The sequence below is a fragment of the Nitrospinota bacterium genome, assembly GCA_027619975.1.
Taxonomy (GTDB): Bacteria; Nitrospinota; Nitrospinia; order Nitrospinales; family VA-1; genus JADFGI01.
In genome coordinates this window covers 21,043-37,366 of the sequence record JAQCGX010000025.1, presented here as the reverse complement: position 1 = coordinate 37,366, position 16,324 = coordinate 21,043, and the positions used below count along the sequence as shown (strand labels likewise).

Sequence of the window (16,324 nt, the reverse complement as noted above, 5' to 3'; positions counted from 1 at the left end):
TCGGTGCGATCAAATCTAATGGATGCCCTGCAAGGGTATTTGCTTGAATTTATAATATGACGATGGATACTATTTTACGAGAAATAGGCGCCCGGCGTGGCCGGGAGTTGGGAGCCAGCCTCAAAGATCAGGAGCAGTTTCGGGCTCACTATTGGAAAGAAAAAGATTATTTTCTTCCTCAGAGGCTGGAGTGGCGGGCACGCATGACCCGTCACCTGTTTCATCTGTTTCCGGATGAAAGCATTCTGGAAATAGGTTGTTCTGCGGGCCAATGGTCTCGGAAACTTTCTGCAGCCAATGGCGACACCAATAAAATCTGCGCCGCAACATTTGATAGCGCCAGTTATGAACAAATGTTGCGGGACCGGGTTCCGGAAAATATTGAACCGGTTTTACTGGACGCGTTTCCTGGTTCTCTGCAAGGTCGGCAATTTGACACCATTGTCGGCTGGAATCTGTTGACTGACGATAACTGCGGCCCGCTGTTGTTGGAGGTGAAAAAACTTCTCAAACCCGGTGGCAAGATTTTATTTTTCGATGCCAACCCCTGGAACCCGTATTATATTTCCCGGCGTTTTTTTTGCAGAGCGGTTTCATTTTTATTAAAAAGCAGGGAAGAGGGAAGTTCCCTTAACCGGATTGATCTGTTCACCATCCTGTCAGAGGTGGGTTATACCGGGATCAAAATCCTGCCCTATGATTTTGTGTATCCGCCGATACCTCGATTTCTTCTCTGGCCGGTGCAGAACTTGAGTTTAATATTGGAGAACTTTCCCTTTCTGAGAAACTGTGCGGGTTCACTTTATATCCTGGCGCAAAAACCACCTGTCGAGGGGGCGAAGAGAAAAACGTCCAATCTGGCGCGTCACCAAATGTTCAAGGGGAAAGTTTCCGTTGTGGTTCCCTGCCGCAATGAGGAGGACAACATCCCTTCGCTGGTTGAAAACCTGATCGCGTGTTACGGGGACTATCTGCATGAGGTGATTTTGGTGGATGACAACAGCCGCGATGAAACCGCCAGGGTGATTCTCGACTTGCAGGAAAAAGATTCGCGCATCCGGCTGATCCGCAGGGAAATGCCCAATGGGGTGGGCCGGGCGCTCCGAGATGGATTTGCCGCAGTCACAGGAGACTTCCTTTTAACGATGGATTGCGACTTTCAGCACATCATGCCGGAACTCACCGGGCTGTTCGATGCGGTTGACGCAGGCGCGGATGTGGCCATCGGCAGCCGGTTTTCGCGCAACAGCGTACTGCTGAACTATGCGTTCACAAAAATTCTCGCCAATAGGGGGTTTCACATTGTCGCCAATCTTCTGCTGGGCAAACACTTCCGCGACGCGACGAATAATCTCAAACTGATGAAACGAGAAGTGCTCGATCACATTCACCTGGAGTCCGACGATTTTGCCGCCAACGCGGAGACGGGACTGCAACCCATTTTGTTGGGGTATAATGTCCGGGAGGTGCCCATTTCCTGGATCAACCGGTCGGTGGATATGGGATTTTCCAGTTTCAATCTGTTCAAGACCGGCCCCAACTACATACGCGTTCTTTTCAGGTTGATAGGACGTAAATGGTCGGGCAAGGACATCGTGCTTTCTGCAAAATAAAACCCATTCAACAAAGAGAAATAACTTGGATACGGTAATTATTACAGGGTCGGCGGGGCTGATAGGGTCGGAGGCGGTCCGGTTTTTCGATCAAAAGGGCATGCAGGTCGTGGGCGTGGACAACGACATGCGCCGTGAATTTTTTGGAGAAGAAGCCTCCACCGCATGGAACCGCAAGGTTCTGGAAAATGAATGCGGGCATTATCGCCATCACTCTCTGGATATCCGTTCGGAGAAAGAGATGGGTGGGTTGTTTGCAGAATATGGCAAGGATGTCAAGCTCATCATCCATGCGGCGGCGCAGCCGTCTCACGATTGGGCGGCGAAGGACCCGATAAAAGATTTCACGGTGAACGCCAACGGCACGCTGGTGTTGCTGGAAATGACGCGGAAATATTGCCCCGAGGCGGTTTTTATTTATTTGTCCACCAACAAGGTTTATGGCGATACGCCTAATTCCCTGCCCCTGGTGGAATTGGAAACCCGCTGGGAGCTGGACGACTCGCATCCTTTTTACGAGCACGGGATTGACGAGTCGATGAGTATCGATCAAACCACCCACAGTCTGTTCGGGGCTTCAAAAGCCGCGGCGGATCTTCTGGTGCAGGAGTATGGCCGCTATTTCGGCATCCGAACCGCCTGTTTCCGGGGCGGCTGTCTGACGGGGTCGGGGCATTCCGGTGCGGAGCTGCACGGGTTTTTGTCTTATCTGATGCTATGCACGATACAGAAAAAGCCATATACGGTGTTTGGTTATCAGGGCAAACAGGTGCGCGATAATATCCACAGTTACGACCTGGTGAATGCGCTTTATCATTTTTATTGCAAGCCTGAGCAGGCGAAAGTTTATAATATGGGCGGTGGGCGGTTCAGCCATTGCTCCGTTCTGGAAGCGATCTCGCTTTGTGAGGAGATCACCGGAAATAAACTTCTCTGGACTTATGCGGAACAAAACCGAACGGGGGATCACATCTGGTGGGTGAGCGATGTCAGCCGTTTTCGCAAAGATTATCCCGAATGGGATTACACCTACGACATGAACCGCATCCTGCTGGATATCCACCAGGGGTTGTGCGCGCGTTTTTGAGGGCTCATTCCCCAGTTGTTAAAGGGCTGGCGGGTGCGTTCATTGCGCGTCGGACCAAGGTGCTGGTAATTTCTTTTTCCTCGCCGTTTCTCACAATCGTCAGATGGATCTTCTTTCCCGGCGCCAGTCCCAGCAGTTTTCTGCGGAATATGAGGAAACTTTCCATCGCTTGGCCGTTAAGTTTTACAATGACGTCATTGGCTTGCAGTCCGGATTTTTGCGCCGGACTGTCTTTTTCGACCTCCTCCACCCACATGGCGCTTCCCCCGCTGTAGTTCAACTCCACGGCTTGCTCCAGGCTGAGCGGGGAAGCCTTGGCCCCAAACCAGCCGCGTTCGGTTTGACCCAAAACCAGCAAGGGCATGACTTCTTTCACGGTGTTCACGGGAACGGCAAAGCCGATCAATTGGGCCTCTGAAACGATGGCGGTGTTGATGCCGACCACTTCGCCGTGAAGATTGATGAGAGGGCCGCCACTGCTTCCGGGATTGATTGCAGAGTCGGTCTGAATGAAAAACGCATATTTGTCATCGGGTTGTGAAGAAACTCTTTCTTTGGCGCTGATAAGGCAGGAAGTCACGGTGTGCCGCAGTCCCATGGGATTGCCGACTGCCAGAGCCATTTCGCCCATTCGCAAGCGGTCTGAGTCGCCGAGCGGCAGAGCTGTCAACGGCTGGTCTGCTTCAATTTTCAGGAGGGCGGTGTCTGTGAGACGGTCCATGCCGATGATTTTTGCAGGATAGCCTTTCGTCCCTTCGGATAACAACACCTGAATGTCCAGGGCGTTCTGCACGACGTGGGCGTTGGTGAGGATGTAACCCTGCTCGTTGATGATAAATCCAGACCCCAGACTCAACCCCTGGGTGTTGAAAGAAATGGGAACCTGGAACGGAATGATTTCGAATATTGTGGAAACCAGCGGGATTCTGAAAGGTAGAATATCATTCGGAGATATTCCGAAGTTGGCGTTTCGCTCTTCGATTCGCAGGGTATAAATATTAACCACCCCGTTTTTGACTTTGTCGGTCAGGTCCGCGAACGTGTTGTTGGTGATAGGGATCGATTCCATTTTCTTCTGATCTTCCCGTTCCACCCAGAAATTATCCAGATTGAGATCTTTGAAAGACACTTCCTGGAAGCGCTTGTCGAAGATAGGCGAATCGGCGCTGATAAGCGACTCGGTGGATTCCTTGGGCTTGGGTGAGACAGAACACCCGTTGAGGACCAGTGCAAAAAAAACTGACAGGCAGGAAGCGATAAAAATTATGCCCCTATGGGCAGTAGTAGGATTGCTGTGGTTTTTCATATTTTATTCCGGGTAGGGTTGGAAATGATTTCGTGCATAGGAAGAGTCTGCATGATCTTCAGTAGGGATCCAGGTTGATGCCTCCGTCGACGGTAAAATTGGAGCCGGTGATCCAGCTTGAGCGGTCGGATGCCAGGAACAAGATAATCCCGGTGACATCTTCCGGCATGCCCATGCGTTTTAGAAGGACGCTCTGGGCGGTTTGGGTTTTGATGTCGTCGATCACCTCGTGCAAATTTTTCCCTGATTTTTTACTGGCAAGCTGGGCTTCTTTTTCCCAGGAGCGGGTCCATACGGGGCCCGGAGATACGGAGTTGACCAGAATTTTTTCCGGCGCCAACGTTTGCGCCAGGGACACGGTAAAGTTTGAAAGCGCGGCCTTGATGGCGCTGTAATGCGGAAATATTTCTCCAGGTAGGGAGCCGGCGATGGAAGAAATGTTGATGATCCTTGGGGCGCCGGAATGCTTGAGGGTGGGAATGAAAAGCCGGGAAAGCCGGACCGCAGGCATCAAGTTAATGTTAAAAGAATCCTGCCAGTCAGCATCAGATACGTCAAAAAAACCACCCATTTTGATGATCGACCCGGCGTTGTTGATCAGAACATCCAACCCGCCAAATTCTTCCATCACTTGGTCATGAAAGGTCTGAATGTCCTCGGGACGGGTCAAATCGGCGGCATGGAAAAAATGGCCCGTTCCCTCTATTTCCCTGGAAAGGCTGGTCAGTCGGTCCTCACTCCGGGCGCAACCGGCCACACGAGCGCCCATTTCGGCGAAATCAAGGGCCAGGGTGCGGCCAATGCCGTCTCCCGCTCCGGTGATGAGAACTTTCCTGCCTTTAAGACTTAAATCCATGATAAAATCCCGTTTTCTTTCCTGATAATAGCCATCATAAACTCCAGACTGTGGACTCCCTCATTCTATCTAAAATCACTTCCTCTCCCGCTTTGCCCTGGGTCTTCGCGGCGATCGGGTTTCACATCCTCAATATTTTTCTTGGCGCTTACATGGCTTTTCTTAAGCGCACAAAGCCGCTGATAAAAGCTCACCTCTTGGGGTATCTCGCGGTCCTGATCTGTTTTATGGGTTTTCTGATCTGTCAGCGTATTAATTACAGGCTGACTATTTGGGAAATCCTGATCTTTCTTTACTTTATCACAGTCATTCCGCTCAGCAAACGATGGGATGTCCTACTGCATGCTTTTTTATCCATAGTTGGTTTGACCCTGCTTCCGGTGCTGGTGCTGTTGCAACTCTAAAATTAGCACGCTTCGACGGGATGCGGTTGCCAGGTTATTTCAAGTTGCGTGACGATAAGGCTGATGAGGGGAGGAAGAATAAAGGAAAAAATTACCACAGAGATGAGTTTAGAAAAAAACCGATGGCAGGTTTCAGGAAGTTTCCATTCCTTAGGGCGGGTCGAGCTAGAGGTCTTTGATGGCGGCTTTGATGGTGATGTCGCCGTAAACTTTGGCTCGGCAACCCAGCTTCTGGTTGGGGCCGACTTTATGAAGTCTTTCCATGAACGTTTGCGGGTCGACATTTTCCATGGGCTCCACTTCGATCAGACAGGTGCCGCACACCCCCATTCCCCGGCAATTCAGCATTTTCGCCATTCCCTTGTAGATTTCAACATCCTTATACGCGGCGGCTTTACGCAAATTAGCTCCATAACCTGCTTTGAAGGTTTTGGTCTCATCGGTCTCGGTGTTGATTACGGTGATCTTGGGCATGACAAATCAGTCCTGTGTCAATCTATGGTTAAAATTCCAGCGAATATTGAGCCGCTCATTTTCCATCAGAACGAGGAAAAGTCAATCCTTAAATGGAGTAATTGTGGCCGGTCAGGATTTTCTGGTCTTTCAGATAATGGTAAATTTTATTGGCCGCTTCAACCTCGTTTTCGGCTTCCTGCAAAGACAGAGTCACATCGACCGTGCCTGCTGTGACCGGCGCATCAGTAACCGAGATATCAATCACCGGGTGCGGTTCCGACAGCAGGCGAATGTCTGAGTCCTGGTCCTGATTGAATGCGTTGGAGGTGGAAATGACCACGTGACCGGCGTCGAGGAATAATTTCGTGACTTCTCCGAACCGTCGCACGGTTTCTCCGTCCAAGTAGTCCTGATCACCTGCTGTGATATCGGCGGAAACTCCCAGCCTCACATTGCGACGGTCCAGAAGATAGCTCTGGAAATTCAATTTGAACAGTTTTTCTTCGAGATGCCGGGCCAGTTTGGCCTTGCCAACGCCGCTGTCGCCGGAAATGAGAATGAGCGCCGCCCGGTGACCATTGCGGTAAGCCCGTTCCTCGGCCTTGATACCGCTCTGCACCCAGTTGAAATTCCGGAAGCGGACTTCATCGCGTAATTTATCTTCTTTATTTGACGGAGTGTAGGTGGTGATGATGCCGCCTCCGCACACGTCATATTCATCCACCATCACAAAGCGTCCGGTAGTCGCGCTGGTTCCAAAAAGGTCGAATGCCACCGGTCTCTTGGTTTTTAAGGTCAATTCGGCTACATCATTCTTGGCAAGAAAATCCTGATCGGCCAGAGTTTCCAGGGTGGAAGCGTCGATCACTTTTTTGAATTCCACCACTTCGCAGGCCACTTCCTGGGTGGTGAGTTTCAAGGTATAGGTGCGGCCCTTTTCCAAATGCCGTTTTCCCATCCAGAACAGATTGACGTCAAAGGTTGAAGAAACGATGGGCAATTCATCCACCAGGGTGGCGACATCTCCGCGTTCGACAAAAATCTGTTCTTCAAGGGTGAATCCGATGGACTGGGATGCGGAGGCTTCTGTCGGTTGCTTGGGCACACTCCAGGCTTCAATTGATTTGACCACGCTCTTTTTGTTGGAAGGTGAAAACGTGAGGTGGTCTCCAACCTTGAGCCGCCCGGATTCGACCCGCCCGGCGATGATCCGGCGTTCGTCGAATTTGTAGACATCCTGAACCGGAAAGCGGAACGGTAGATGATCGGGATGAACTTTTTCCTCGAACCGATCCAGCATTTCCAGAACCGTGGGACCTTTATACCAGGGCATTTCATCTTCACGTTTGGCGATGTTAGTCCCCAGTTTTGCGGAAACCGGAATAAAGTCAGCGGCTTGAACTCCAATGGATGCCAGAAAAGCGGTGTATTCGGATTTAATCTTGAAAAAAACTTCCGGGTCGTAGTTCACCAGATCCATTTTGTTGACCACCACCGCTACCTGATCCAGCCCCAAGAGCTTTAAGATATAGCCATGTCGGCGGGATTGTTCCTGCACGCCTTCGTAAGCGTCTATCAGGAGGAGCGCCGATTCGGCATTGGCGGCTCCGGTCACCATGTTTTTCAAAAATTCCTTATGGCCGGGAGCGTCGATGATGACGTAGTGTCGTTTTTTAGTTTTAAAAAATATTTGCGAGGTATCGATGGTGATGCCCTGGTCCTGTTCCTCTTCCAACGCATCGAGAAGGAACGCGAACTCGAAGACTTTTCCCTGCCGCTCGCAGATGTTCTTGATGAAGTCTATTTTACCTTCCGGCAGACTGCCCGTGTCGGAAAGCAGTCGTCCCACCAAAGTGGACTTTCCGTGATCCACATGCCCCACGATCACCAGCTTCATTTGCCGGCTGGAGAGAGTTGGGACGTTTCCGTTATCGTTCATTTACATGTATCCTTTGGCGCGAAGTTTCTGCATGGCATAGGTGTCTTCCTGATCCTGGGCTCTGCCAGAACGTTCCGCAGTGGTGGTGTTATTTTTTAACTCGTCCACGATCTCTTCAACCGTCTTTGCATTCGACTCTATGGAGCCGGTGCAGGGGGCGCAACCGAGGGATCGGTAGCGCCTGCCTTCTTTGTTGGCAAAATAGAGGTCGATGATGGGGATTTTCTCCCGTTGGATGTACTCCCAGACGTTGAGTTCCGTCCAATGCAATATAGGGTGGATGCGGATGTGGGTTCCCTCTTTAAACGTCGTTTTGAACTGGTCCCAGAGCTCAGGCGGCTGATCTTTGAAATCCCACTCAAAATTTTTATCCCGCGGCGAAAAATAGCGCTCCTTGGCGCGGGTTCCTTCTTCATCCCGGCGGATCCCCAGAATCAGACCGGTGTATCCCTTGGCCTCCATAACCTGCTGCAAACCCTGGGTTTTTAAGGCTTCACAGCAAACCATGCGGCCCATAGTATGGTTCATCCCCTCAGCGAGAGCCTTTTTGTTCTGGCCGACAACCAGGTTCAGCCCCCATTCCTTTGCCATTTTGTCGCGGTATTCGATCATGGCCGGGATTTTAAAACTGGTGTCGATGTGCACGAAAGGCATGGGACAGTAGCCAAAAAAGGCTTTACGCGCCAGCCAGGCCATGACCGTGGAGTCCTTACCGATGGACCACAACATGGCCAGGTTTTTGAAGTTCTTGTACGCCTCGCGGAGGATGAATATGCTTTGACTTTCCAGATCGTCCAAATGATCCATGATATTTCGGTTATCCTGATAAAAGATTAAAAACCAATGGGGTTACTGACACTTTATCGTGTTGAGGCGCTGGAATCAAGCCCTAAGGTCCTTTTTAGAACCCAGGGAGACGGCTCGCAACGGATTTTTCTGTTCAGGAGTCCCGGGGCAGAAAAACGGGCTTGAATAGCTGGCTTGAAACTACCCTCCAGGGAGGCTTCGGTGTCGATTTTTAAACAGATTTTGAAAAATATCTGTTGATGACATCGGGGAATTGACACTTCAGACAATTATTTTCATTCTGCGTGCAAAAGTCCTGATAGATCTGCATCAATCCCTGCGTTTGTTTGTCGTTGGCCAGCACCGCAATCATGTCCTTTTTGTCCCCAAAGATGTAATGCCGCATGAAGCGCAGTAACTTGTTGTCGCCGGACTTTGTCCCGGACTGAAAAATGACATTGAAGGCGGTTTCCAGTGAAACCGATTTGCTGGCGCGTGCATAAATCAGCCCGATGGGGATCACAATATTGATGGTTATTTCTTTGGACCGTGTGGAGCCAATTAGAAGCTGCCCCTTGGCCAATCGTTTGCCGCCGGGGGAATAGTGGTTGGCCCAGTAATCATCGGCCTCGACACAGAAAAAATCGTAAAAGCTTTTCGGAATGCTGATGTGATAGCCCTTGTTTTCGTCATGGGCAATACATGACTGGAGCGTCTCTATGTAATCGGCGAACATGCCGTTGGCCTCATGCCGGACGATCAAATGTGACAGCGCCGCGATTCTGCGGTACGGAAAATTCGCCGGTCGAATGCCACCGAATTTCCAGGAACTCTGGGTCAATCGGCTGGCCGGAACCTGGGAGCGGTGGGTTTCCCATAAGTGCTGTAATGTTTCAAAATATTGCCGGTCGTCCGGGAACAGTGACGCGGTGTCCAGAGACTTGAACTCGATGAGCCCTGCAACTCCGAATAATAGCGCCTGAACGTGAAGAATTTTTTCCGGCTGGTTGAGGTTTACGGGCAATAATGCATTCAGAGTGTTTAAAGAGAGCGTCCCGGCCAGTTTCTGAAAAGGCTCCTTGTTATTGGGATAACCCAGAGCTTCAGCGACGCCCTCGTAAAAGGTTTGCTCGTAGCCGTTGATAAGGGTCCGGTCGTGAAATCGTTCCATTTTGACCAGTATCCGGGCGTCGCCTGCGGCGTTCAAAAGATGCGTCAGTTTTTCCTTTGAGAGCAGAGACAGCGGCTGGTGGCACCGCCCGTAGTTGTGTTGATACAGGACGGGATAGCTGTCAAAATCCAATTCATCGTTGAGGTCGAGAATTCCCTTGGTCAGGACACTTTTTAACTCCAGTTCGCGAACGGAAGTTTTTTCATCGGAAAAGGTTTCGTCCTGGCTCTTCCATAAAAAAACGTGGAGAATCACGTTGTCATATTCGGGGTTGCCGGTCAGGTCATTTGCCTGCCAGTCTGAGGAATAGACGTGGATTTGCACATCCCCTTCCAGAATTTTACCGTTCACCTTCATGGCGGCGTTTTTGAAGTCGGGCCCCGGTCCAAAATTCCAGTGTCCCGGAAAAATGATTTCCAGTTCTTCGCCGCTTGTGGTTTGCAATTGTTTGGTTTTGAACAGTTGTTCGTTCCAGATACAGCGGATGGTTTTTTCGGGGACGCGGATCTTGCGCTCTTTCTCATCCACCTGAATCTGGGTGAAGTCGTGGGTGTATTTACTGAAAGAGTTTGTGAATAGTTCGGGGGCCGGGTTCATTTTATTTTCCACTCTGTGCCGCCAGGAGTGTCTTCGATGGCCACTCCCATGGCGGTCAGGTCATTCCTGCATTGATCGGCCTTGCCCCAGTCCTTGGCTTTTCTGGCGGCATTTCTGGCGGCAATGAGGGCTTCGATTTTATCGGTATCCAGGTTCAACGCGCTGTTCTTCAATTGGAAAATTTCCGCCTGGAATTGTTCGGGTGTCTGGTAGAACAGGCCCAACACCCCTCCCACGGCTTTCAGGGAAGCGAGGCTGATTTGCAGTTCACTCGACGCACCGGAATTGGTTTGCGGTTCGCTCACCAGACGGTTGAGGTTTCTCAACTCTTCGTTCATGTGGGCCAGGGCGACAGAAGTGTTGAAGTCATCGTTCATGGCTTCTTCAAACTTTTGCATCAACGGGCTGGATTTCACCTTGTCGTCGGAAGAGGGGATTTCCGCGTTATTTTTGTCCTTGAGAATGGCTTCCGCCGCTTCGATGCCTTCGTAAAGTCGGATCAGGACCTTCTCCGCATCTTCGATGTTTTTTTCGGAAAAGTCTATCGGATTGCGGTAATGACTGCTGATCAAAAACAGCCGCAAAACCTCAGGGTGATGGCGTTGATAAATGTCGCGAATGGTCGAAAAATTGCCCAGCGATTTGGACATTTTTTCTTTATCGATATTGACAAATCCATTATGCAGCCAATATTTGACCGGGGCTTTTCCCGAGGCCCCGCAGGACTGGGCGATTTCGTTTTCGTGGTGCGGAAAGATCAGGTCCTTGCCGCCGCCATGAATGTCGAAGGTTTCTCCCAGGTAGCGTGTTCCCATAGCGGAGCATTCAATATGCCATCCTGGGCGACCTTGGCCCCAGGGGCTGTCCCATGCCGGTTCTCCCGGCTTGCTTTTTTTCCACAGTGCGAAATCGAGGGGATTGCGTTTGCTTTCGTTGACATCGACGCGGGCTCCGGAAAGAAGATCGTCGGTGTTTTTTCCGGAAAGTTGGCCGTAGTCGGGAAATGACAGGACGGAATAGAAAACATCGCCATCTGAGTTATAAGCTTTGCCCTGTTCAATGAGAGATGCGATCATGGCGATCATCTCGGGGATATGGTCGGTGGCTTTGGGTTCTACGGTGGGGAGTTCAATGTTGAGTTGGCCCATGTCATCATAGAAAGCCTGGATGTATTTCTCCGTCACTTCCTGCCAGGGAATGCCTTCTTCATTGGCGCGGTTGATGATTTTGTCGTCGATATCGGTGAAATTCCGCGCGTAGTTCACTTGATAGCCGAGATGCTTCAAGTACCTGAAAATGGTGTCGAATGCCACGGCGGCCCGTGCATGCCCAATATGACAGTAATCGTAAACGGTCACACCGCACACATACATCCCAACACGATTCTTATCGAGTGGGACAAAATCCTCTTTTTTCCGGGTCAATGAGTTGTATAAACGAAGGCTCATAACGGTCAAATTATCATTCAGCAAACGAAAAAGTCAAAAAAAGCTTTTTGAAACTTCCTTGAGAAACTTTACTTCCACTCAGGCATAAGGGGAGGGGACCCCAGGCAGGACAGGTTCTTATTCTTTAGAATTTTCTTTTTTGTTAAAATCCGGATTCAAACGGGCCTCAAGTTCCTGCACGTTATTGCGCAGTTGCGTGATGACAAATTTTGCCTTGCTGGTGAGCGATTCCTCAGTGACATCCCCCTTGGAAACTCCAATTCCCGAGATTTCTTTACGGATTTCATCCAATTTCTTTTCCAAACCCATGCTTCTCTTCTGACTGAAGCTCTTGGCGAGAGCGCCTTTGAGTCCTTCACCGTCGTAATGTTTGGTGATGGCCATCAACATGCGTTTTCTGGGGATGGTTTTTTTTCCCGCTTTCCAGTCCGCAATGGCTTGAAGAACTTCTTTTTCGATATTGTCGACAATGGTGTTGTAATCCGTGGGGTCCACCAGATCATGGATTTCCCCCGGTTGTGACGCTGATTTAATATCGAAATTGACGGATTGATCCACGCCTTTTAAATCCACTTGCTTCATGTGGGTTTCGACTTCATCCGGGATCAGCTGTGGGTGCCAGTATTCGAGGAGGTAGCCCTGGCTTTTAACGTCGGTGAAGGAGTATTCCCCTTTTGCATCGGTGTGCGTGTAGTAGCCGTTGGGCACGACGAAAATGGTGCCGATCATATCTTTATGCATATTACAGCGCAAAACGATGGGGCCCGGCTGATCGAGAGTGATGGTCTTGGCGGCGCCGGCGGCCATAGCCCCCAGATTGAACTGATTGTTCCTGGATTTTGAATAAATATTGTGGACTTCCCGGTCTTCATTGGCAAAGGTGACAGTAGACCCGACAGAAACGATATTATGTTTAGGGAAAAACTGAAGACTGCTTTGCTTGACGGTCATGGCCTGTTTCTTCTGTTCGGGGGCTCTTAATTTGGATTTGGTTTCCAGAAACACCACGCCCAGAGGGGAAAGCGGCGCTCCGTTGACCAGCACCCTGCCTTTAACAGTTGTGGTGTCCTTGACATTCTTGGACCCTTCTTCCATCTTGTGATCGGATCCAGACCCTTCAGATTTCTGCTCCAACGTTTTTTTTACTTCTGCGCCAATATCCACTTTGGCTTCCTGCACAGGCTCGGGTTTGGCGTCTCCCGTTTTTGCCGGTTTGGATTTGTCTGTTTTATAGCGACCCAAAGCCGTGAGCATTTGTACAACAAACGGTTTTTCAAAGCTTTTGTCAATTTCTATGGCTTTTTCAAAATGCGGGGCGGCTTTTTCAAACTTCTTTTGAATGCTGAGCACCACACCGAGGTTGAAATGCGGCGGGGCAAATTGGGGGTTCATGGAGATGGCTTTTTCGTAGCTGGCAATTTCGTCGTCATAGAATTTTTTCTGTCCGTAGGCTTTGCCGAGGTAATTGTAGGCCAGGTAGTTGCTGGGCTCCATTTCAACTGATTTTGTAAACAGGCGAATGGCTTCGTCGGAATCGCGTTGTTCCAGCGTCGACATCGCCCAGTTGAAAATGATTTCCGAGTCTGCAGGGGCCAATGTATGAGCCTTTGCAAATTTCCTGTTGGCGCCCTTGTATTTTTTCTGCATCTTCAGGGCCGCGCCCCAAATAGAATACACTTCATGCGAGTCGGGGCTGATTTTAGCGGCTTCACCAAACTCGGCATCGGCCTGGTTGTATTTCCCTTGCTCCGTCAAATCCATTCCGTTAGCAATGTGCTCCAGGGTTGCACGCGGCAGCTGGCTTCTTGGCTCCGGGGTGTTGGACGCTTGCTTCACCAAATCCGAAATATTTCTTTCCATTTCGGTGGACACTTTTTCCGGCTTTTTTTCGTTAGACGGTTCTTCCGAGGTGTCATTTTTTACCTGCTTGACCGAATCATAAGGAACCAGGTTGCTGGATGGAGTGGAAAGTTCCATTAAAGCCCAAAGGCCAACGGCAAGGACCGCCACCGACAAAACGGGAACACCGAATCGCTTTACAGGGTGGATGACTGTGGGTGATCCAACGTTTTTATGGGCAGATGTGTTTTTAAATTTATTTTTTTTAGCGCTCATTTTCAGGAGATACTTCCTTTAATTACGTTTATTTAGGGTGTGTCTGGGGTTAGATCCTCTGGACTGCAAAATATTCCCAGGTTTGGAATTATAGTTCTGATCTCAGCCGGGGAATGGGCAATTTGAACACGTCTTTGTTTGGGTAATCCTTTTCTGTCACGGGGGTTCTATTGACAGATTTTGTCACTTTCTGGGTTTTGGAGGCAAAGGTGGAAAATTTATAATTCACCTCGGATGACCCGCACTCCGAGCAGGTGGTTTCGTCTTTATTGACGCTGGCAGACTGCAAAAGAGTGAACTCTTTTTGGCAATCTTCACAGAAATACTCGTACAAAGGCATAAGTTTCTCGCACCTCGTTCAATTATCCAGTTGAAAAATGATGGATATTAGGATTAAATCATAGCCGTAAACGGCCTGTCAATTGAATTTACAGTCCTTGGGCTTTCTCCGCTCAATCAACCACACACCCTGTCGCTACAAAGATATTTTTATCCCTGGATCAAATTATGCAGCCTGTGACAACAAATTCTCCGGCCAGTATGGACCTTCTCGAGGTTTTGAAGGGCAAACGCGGCTATCTGCCTTTCCAGATGATCGAAATGGCTTGCCAGGAAGGTTACATTCATTCGGAAGTTCCGATAAACCCTTCCCAGTTCCAGCCGGTGAGCGTGGATTTACGGTTGGGACCCAAGGCGTACCGCATCCAGTGCAGTTTTTTGCCTGAAAACGATACGGTGGAAGAGAAGCTCAAGGATGTCACACTGTATGAGTTCGATATATCAGGGGATGGAGGCATTCTCGAAAAGGGAGCGATTTACTTGATTCCGCTCATGGAGGAGGTGAATTTCCCCCCCTCCATGTTTGGGCTGGCCAATCCGAAAAGTTCCACCGGGCGGCTGGATATGTTCACCCGGGTGATCATTGACCGGGGGCACCGCTTCGATGAAATCCGCAAGGAATATAACGGCAAGTTGTATCTGGAGATCATTCCCCGGTCGTTTCCCGTCAAGGTCAAAGCCGGTCTGTCTCTCAATCAGTTGAGGATTGGAGTTGTCTCTTCAGCCACATTGGGAAACCAGGGGCTGGAGCCTGAATACAGAAAATCTCCCATTTTGTTCGATGGCAATGGCTTTGCCATTCCTTATAATTTAATCAAGGTTAAGGAAGGGATTTACATCAGCGTCGAATTATCCGGAAAACACAAAGAAGACATCATCGCCTACAAAGCCAAGACCAATTCCAGCGTGATTGATTTATCAAAAATAAATCATTACCGCGCGGGAGATTTTTGGGAACCCATTTATCGGACCCGAAACGACCGTTTGATCCTGGAGCCGGAATGTTTCTACATCATGATGTCGAAAGAAAAAATCTGCATTGCTCCCAACCTGCTTGCGGAAATGGTCGCCTATGAGCCCAACAGCGGAGAATTGCGCACGCATTACGCTGGTTTTTTCGACCCCGGCTTTGGTTGGGCGGCAGAGGAGACGCGCCTCAATCTTGGCACCCATGCGGTGATGGAAGTGCGTCCGCACGATGTTCCCTTCCTGGTGGAAGATGGGCAAACGTTTTGCCGTTTGAAATTTGAAAAAGTGATTGAAACGCCAACCAAAATTTATGGAAAAACCATCCACTCCAATTATCATTCCCAGGAGTTGGCGCTCAGCAAGTATTTTAAAAATGATTGTTAAAGGGTAAAGGATGGAATACTGCGATTCCTGAATGTTTTTTTGCCGTGTGACCTTTCTGTAATAGAATAAAACTGTAACCATCGGGGAAGAGCACTTGGAACAAGAAAATCTAAAAGCCATCGTCGAGAATATTCTCCTGGCTTCCGATCAGCCTGTCACAGTGGATGATCTGCAAAAGACCATCATGAACGGCACGGAAAAGGCGGCTCTCCGATCCATTCTGGAGGAATTGCAGGAGGAATATCGGTCCCGGAATCTTCAGATTGATGAAGTGGCGGAAGGTTACCAGTTATGCACCCGTCATGAATATTCCGACTGGATTCGGAAATTTCTCAAGCTTGATAAAACCACCAAGCTGTCCCAGCCGAGTCTTGATACTCTGTCTATCATTGCTTACAAGCAACCTCTCACCAAGCAGGAAGTGGAAGAGGTGCGCGGCGTCGACTGCGGTGGCGTGATCAAAACGCTTTTGGACAAAAAAATCATCGGACCTGGGGGCAGGAAAAAAGTTCCCGGTCGGCCGATCATGTATCGAACGACCCGAAAATTTCTCGAATATTTCGGGTTGAAGGATTTGAGCGATCTGCCTACGTTGGAGGACTTACAGGTAGAGCTCGGCGGTGAGTCGGATTCCAGCGCTCAAGCTGAAATGGACTTTGACAATTCTCTTGCGAAGCAAACCGTATCGGACGTTGCCACTACCCATTCCGATCAGGCGGTGAGCGAAGACTCAACTGAAATAATATTCTCTGAAGAGGAAACCCGAGAGCCTGATGGAGACGATGCGGCTTCCTCAACGGATGATTTGGAACCAGAAATTTGAAGATGTTGTACTACCAAAGGAATAGTTGTTA

General features: G+C 49.7%; 14 protein-coding genes. 5 read left to right on the top strand and 9 right to left on the bottom strand.

All coding sequences use genetic code 11. The annotated features are described in order from the left end of the window. Positions 1-62: 62 nt before the first annotated feature. Both O3C58_09750 and O3C58_09745 read left to right on the top strand, forming a co-directional pair. Positions 63-1,613: a glycosyltransferase family 2 protein gene (locus O3C58_09750; protein MDA0692141.1), complete on the top strand. Its 1,551-nt coding sequence runs from the start codon at positions 63-65 to the stop codon at positions 1,611-1,613. 25 nt (positions 1,614-1,638) lie between these two features. After that, positions 1,639-2,700 carry an NAD-dependent epimerase/dehydratase family protein gene (locus O3C58_09745; protein MDA0692140.1) on the top strand — a complete coding sequence of 354 codons (1,062 nt, stop codon included), beginning with the start codon at positions 1,639-1,641 and terminating at the stop codon, positions 2,698-2,700. Positions 2,701-2,704: 4 nt separating this feature from the next. Here O3C58_09745 and O3C58_09740 read toward each other — a convergent pair whose 3' ends face one another. Beyond that, positions 2,705-4,006: a trypsin-like peptidase domain-containing protein gene (locus O3C58_09740; protein ID MDA0692139.1), complete on the bottom strand. Its 1,302-nt coding sequence runs from the start codon at positions 4,004-4,006 to the stop codon at positions 2,705-2,707. Positions 4,007-4,064: 58 nt separating this feature from the next. Beyond that, complete coding sequence (locus O3C58_09735) at positions 4,065-4,862, bottom strand: SDR family NAD(P)-dependent oxidoreductase (protein MDA0692138.1); 798 nt, start codon at positions 4,860-4,862, stop codon at positions 4,065-4,067. Between the two features lie 50 nt (positions 4,863-4,912). On the opposite strand from O3C58_09735, the gene O3C58_09730 reads away from it, so the two are divergent. After that, the gene (locus tag O3C58_09730; protein ID MDA0692137.1) at positions 4,913-5,266 is read left to right on the top strand and encodes a hypothetical protein; all 354 of its coding nucleotides are present in this window, start codon (positions 4,913-4,915) and stop codon (positions 5,264-5,266) included. A gap of 165 nt (positions 5,267-5,431) precedes the next feature. Here the strand turns inward: O3C58_09730 and O3C58_09725 are convergent, their stop codons facing one another. From O3C58_09725 to O3C58_09695, 7 genes are all read right to left on the bottom strand, one after another. Then, positions 5,432-5,740: a 2Fe-2S iron-sulfur cluster-binding protein gene (locus O3C58_09725; GenBank protein MDA0692136.1), complete on the bottom strand. Its 309-nt coding sequence runs from the start codon at positions 5,738-5,740 to the stop codon at positions 5,432-5,434. 88 nt (positions 5,741-5,828) lie between these two features. Beyond that, the gene (locus O3C58_09720) at positions 5,829-7,661 is read right to left on the bottom strand and encodes a GTP-binding protein (protein MDA0692135.1); all 1,833 of its coding nucleotides are present in this window, start codon (positions 7,659-7,661) and stop codon (positions 5,829-5,831) included. Next, on the bottom strand, positions 7,662-8,468 hold the full coding sequence (locus tag O3C58_09715; protein ID MDA0692134.1) for a sulfate adenylyltransferase subunit 2: 807 nt from the start codon (positions 8,466-8,468) through the stop codon (positions 7,662-7,664). It lies immediately after the preceding gene. A gap of 211 nt (positions 8,469-8,679) precedes the next feature. Continuing rightward, positions 8,680-10,215, bottom strand: a complete 1,536-nt coding sequence (locus tag O3C58_09710; GenBank protein MDA0692133.1) for a DUF2851 family protein — start codon at positions 10,213-10,215, stop codon at positions 8,680-8,682. Next, complete coding sequence (gene cysS, locus O3C58_09705) at positions 10,212-11,663, bottom strand: cysteine--tRNA ligase (protein MDA0692132.1); 1,452 nt, start codon at positions 11,661-11,663, stop codon at positions 10,212-10,214. The genes O3C58_09710 and cysS overlap by 4 nt, the downstream gene beginning before the upstream one ends. Before the next feature lie 117 nt (positions 11,664-11,780). Continuing rightward, complete coding sequence (locus tag O3C58_09700; GenBank protein MDA0692131.1) at positions 11,781-13,778, bottom strand: tetratricopeptide repeat protein; 1,998 nt, start codon at positions 13,776-13,778, stop codon at positions 11,781-11,783. An 88-nt stretch (positions 13,779-13,866) separates the two neighbouring features. Next, positions 13,867-14,118, bottom strand: coding sequence for a zinc ribbon domain-containing protein (locus O3C58_09695; GenBank protein ID MDA0692130.1), 252 nt, complete (start codon positions 14,116-14,118; stop codon positions 13,867-13,869). A gap of 167 nt (positions 14,119-14,285) precedes the next feature. On the opposite strand from O3C58_09695, the gene O3C58_09690 reads away from it, so the two are divergent. Further along, the gene (locus O3C58_09690) at positions 14,286-15,470 is read left to right on the top strand and encodes a 2'-deoxycytidine 5'-triphosphate deaminase (protein ID MDA0692129.1); all 1,185 of its coding nucleotides are present in this window, start codon (positions 14,286-14,288) and stop codon (positions 15,468-15,470) included. A 94-nt stretch (positions 15,471-15,564) separates the two neighbouring features. Continuing rightward, positions 15,565-16,293, top strand: coding sequence for an SMC-Scp complex subunit ScpB (scpB, locus tag O3C58_09685; GenBank protein ID MDA0692128.1), 729 nt, complete (start codon positions 15,565-15,567; stop codon positions 16,291-16,293). Positions 16,294-16,324 lie beyond the last annotated feature (31 nt).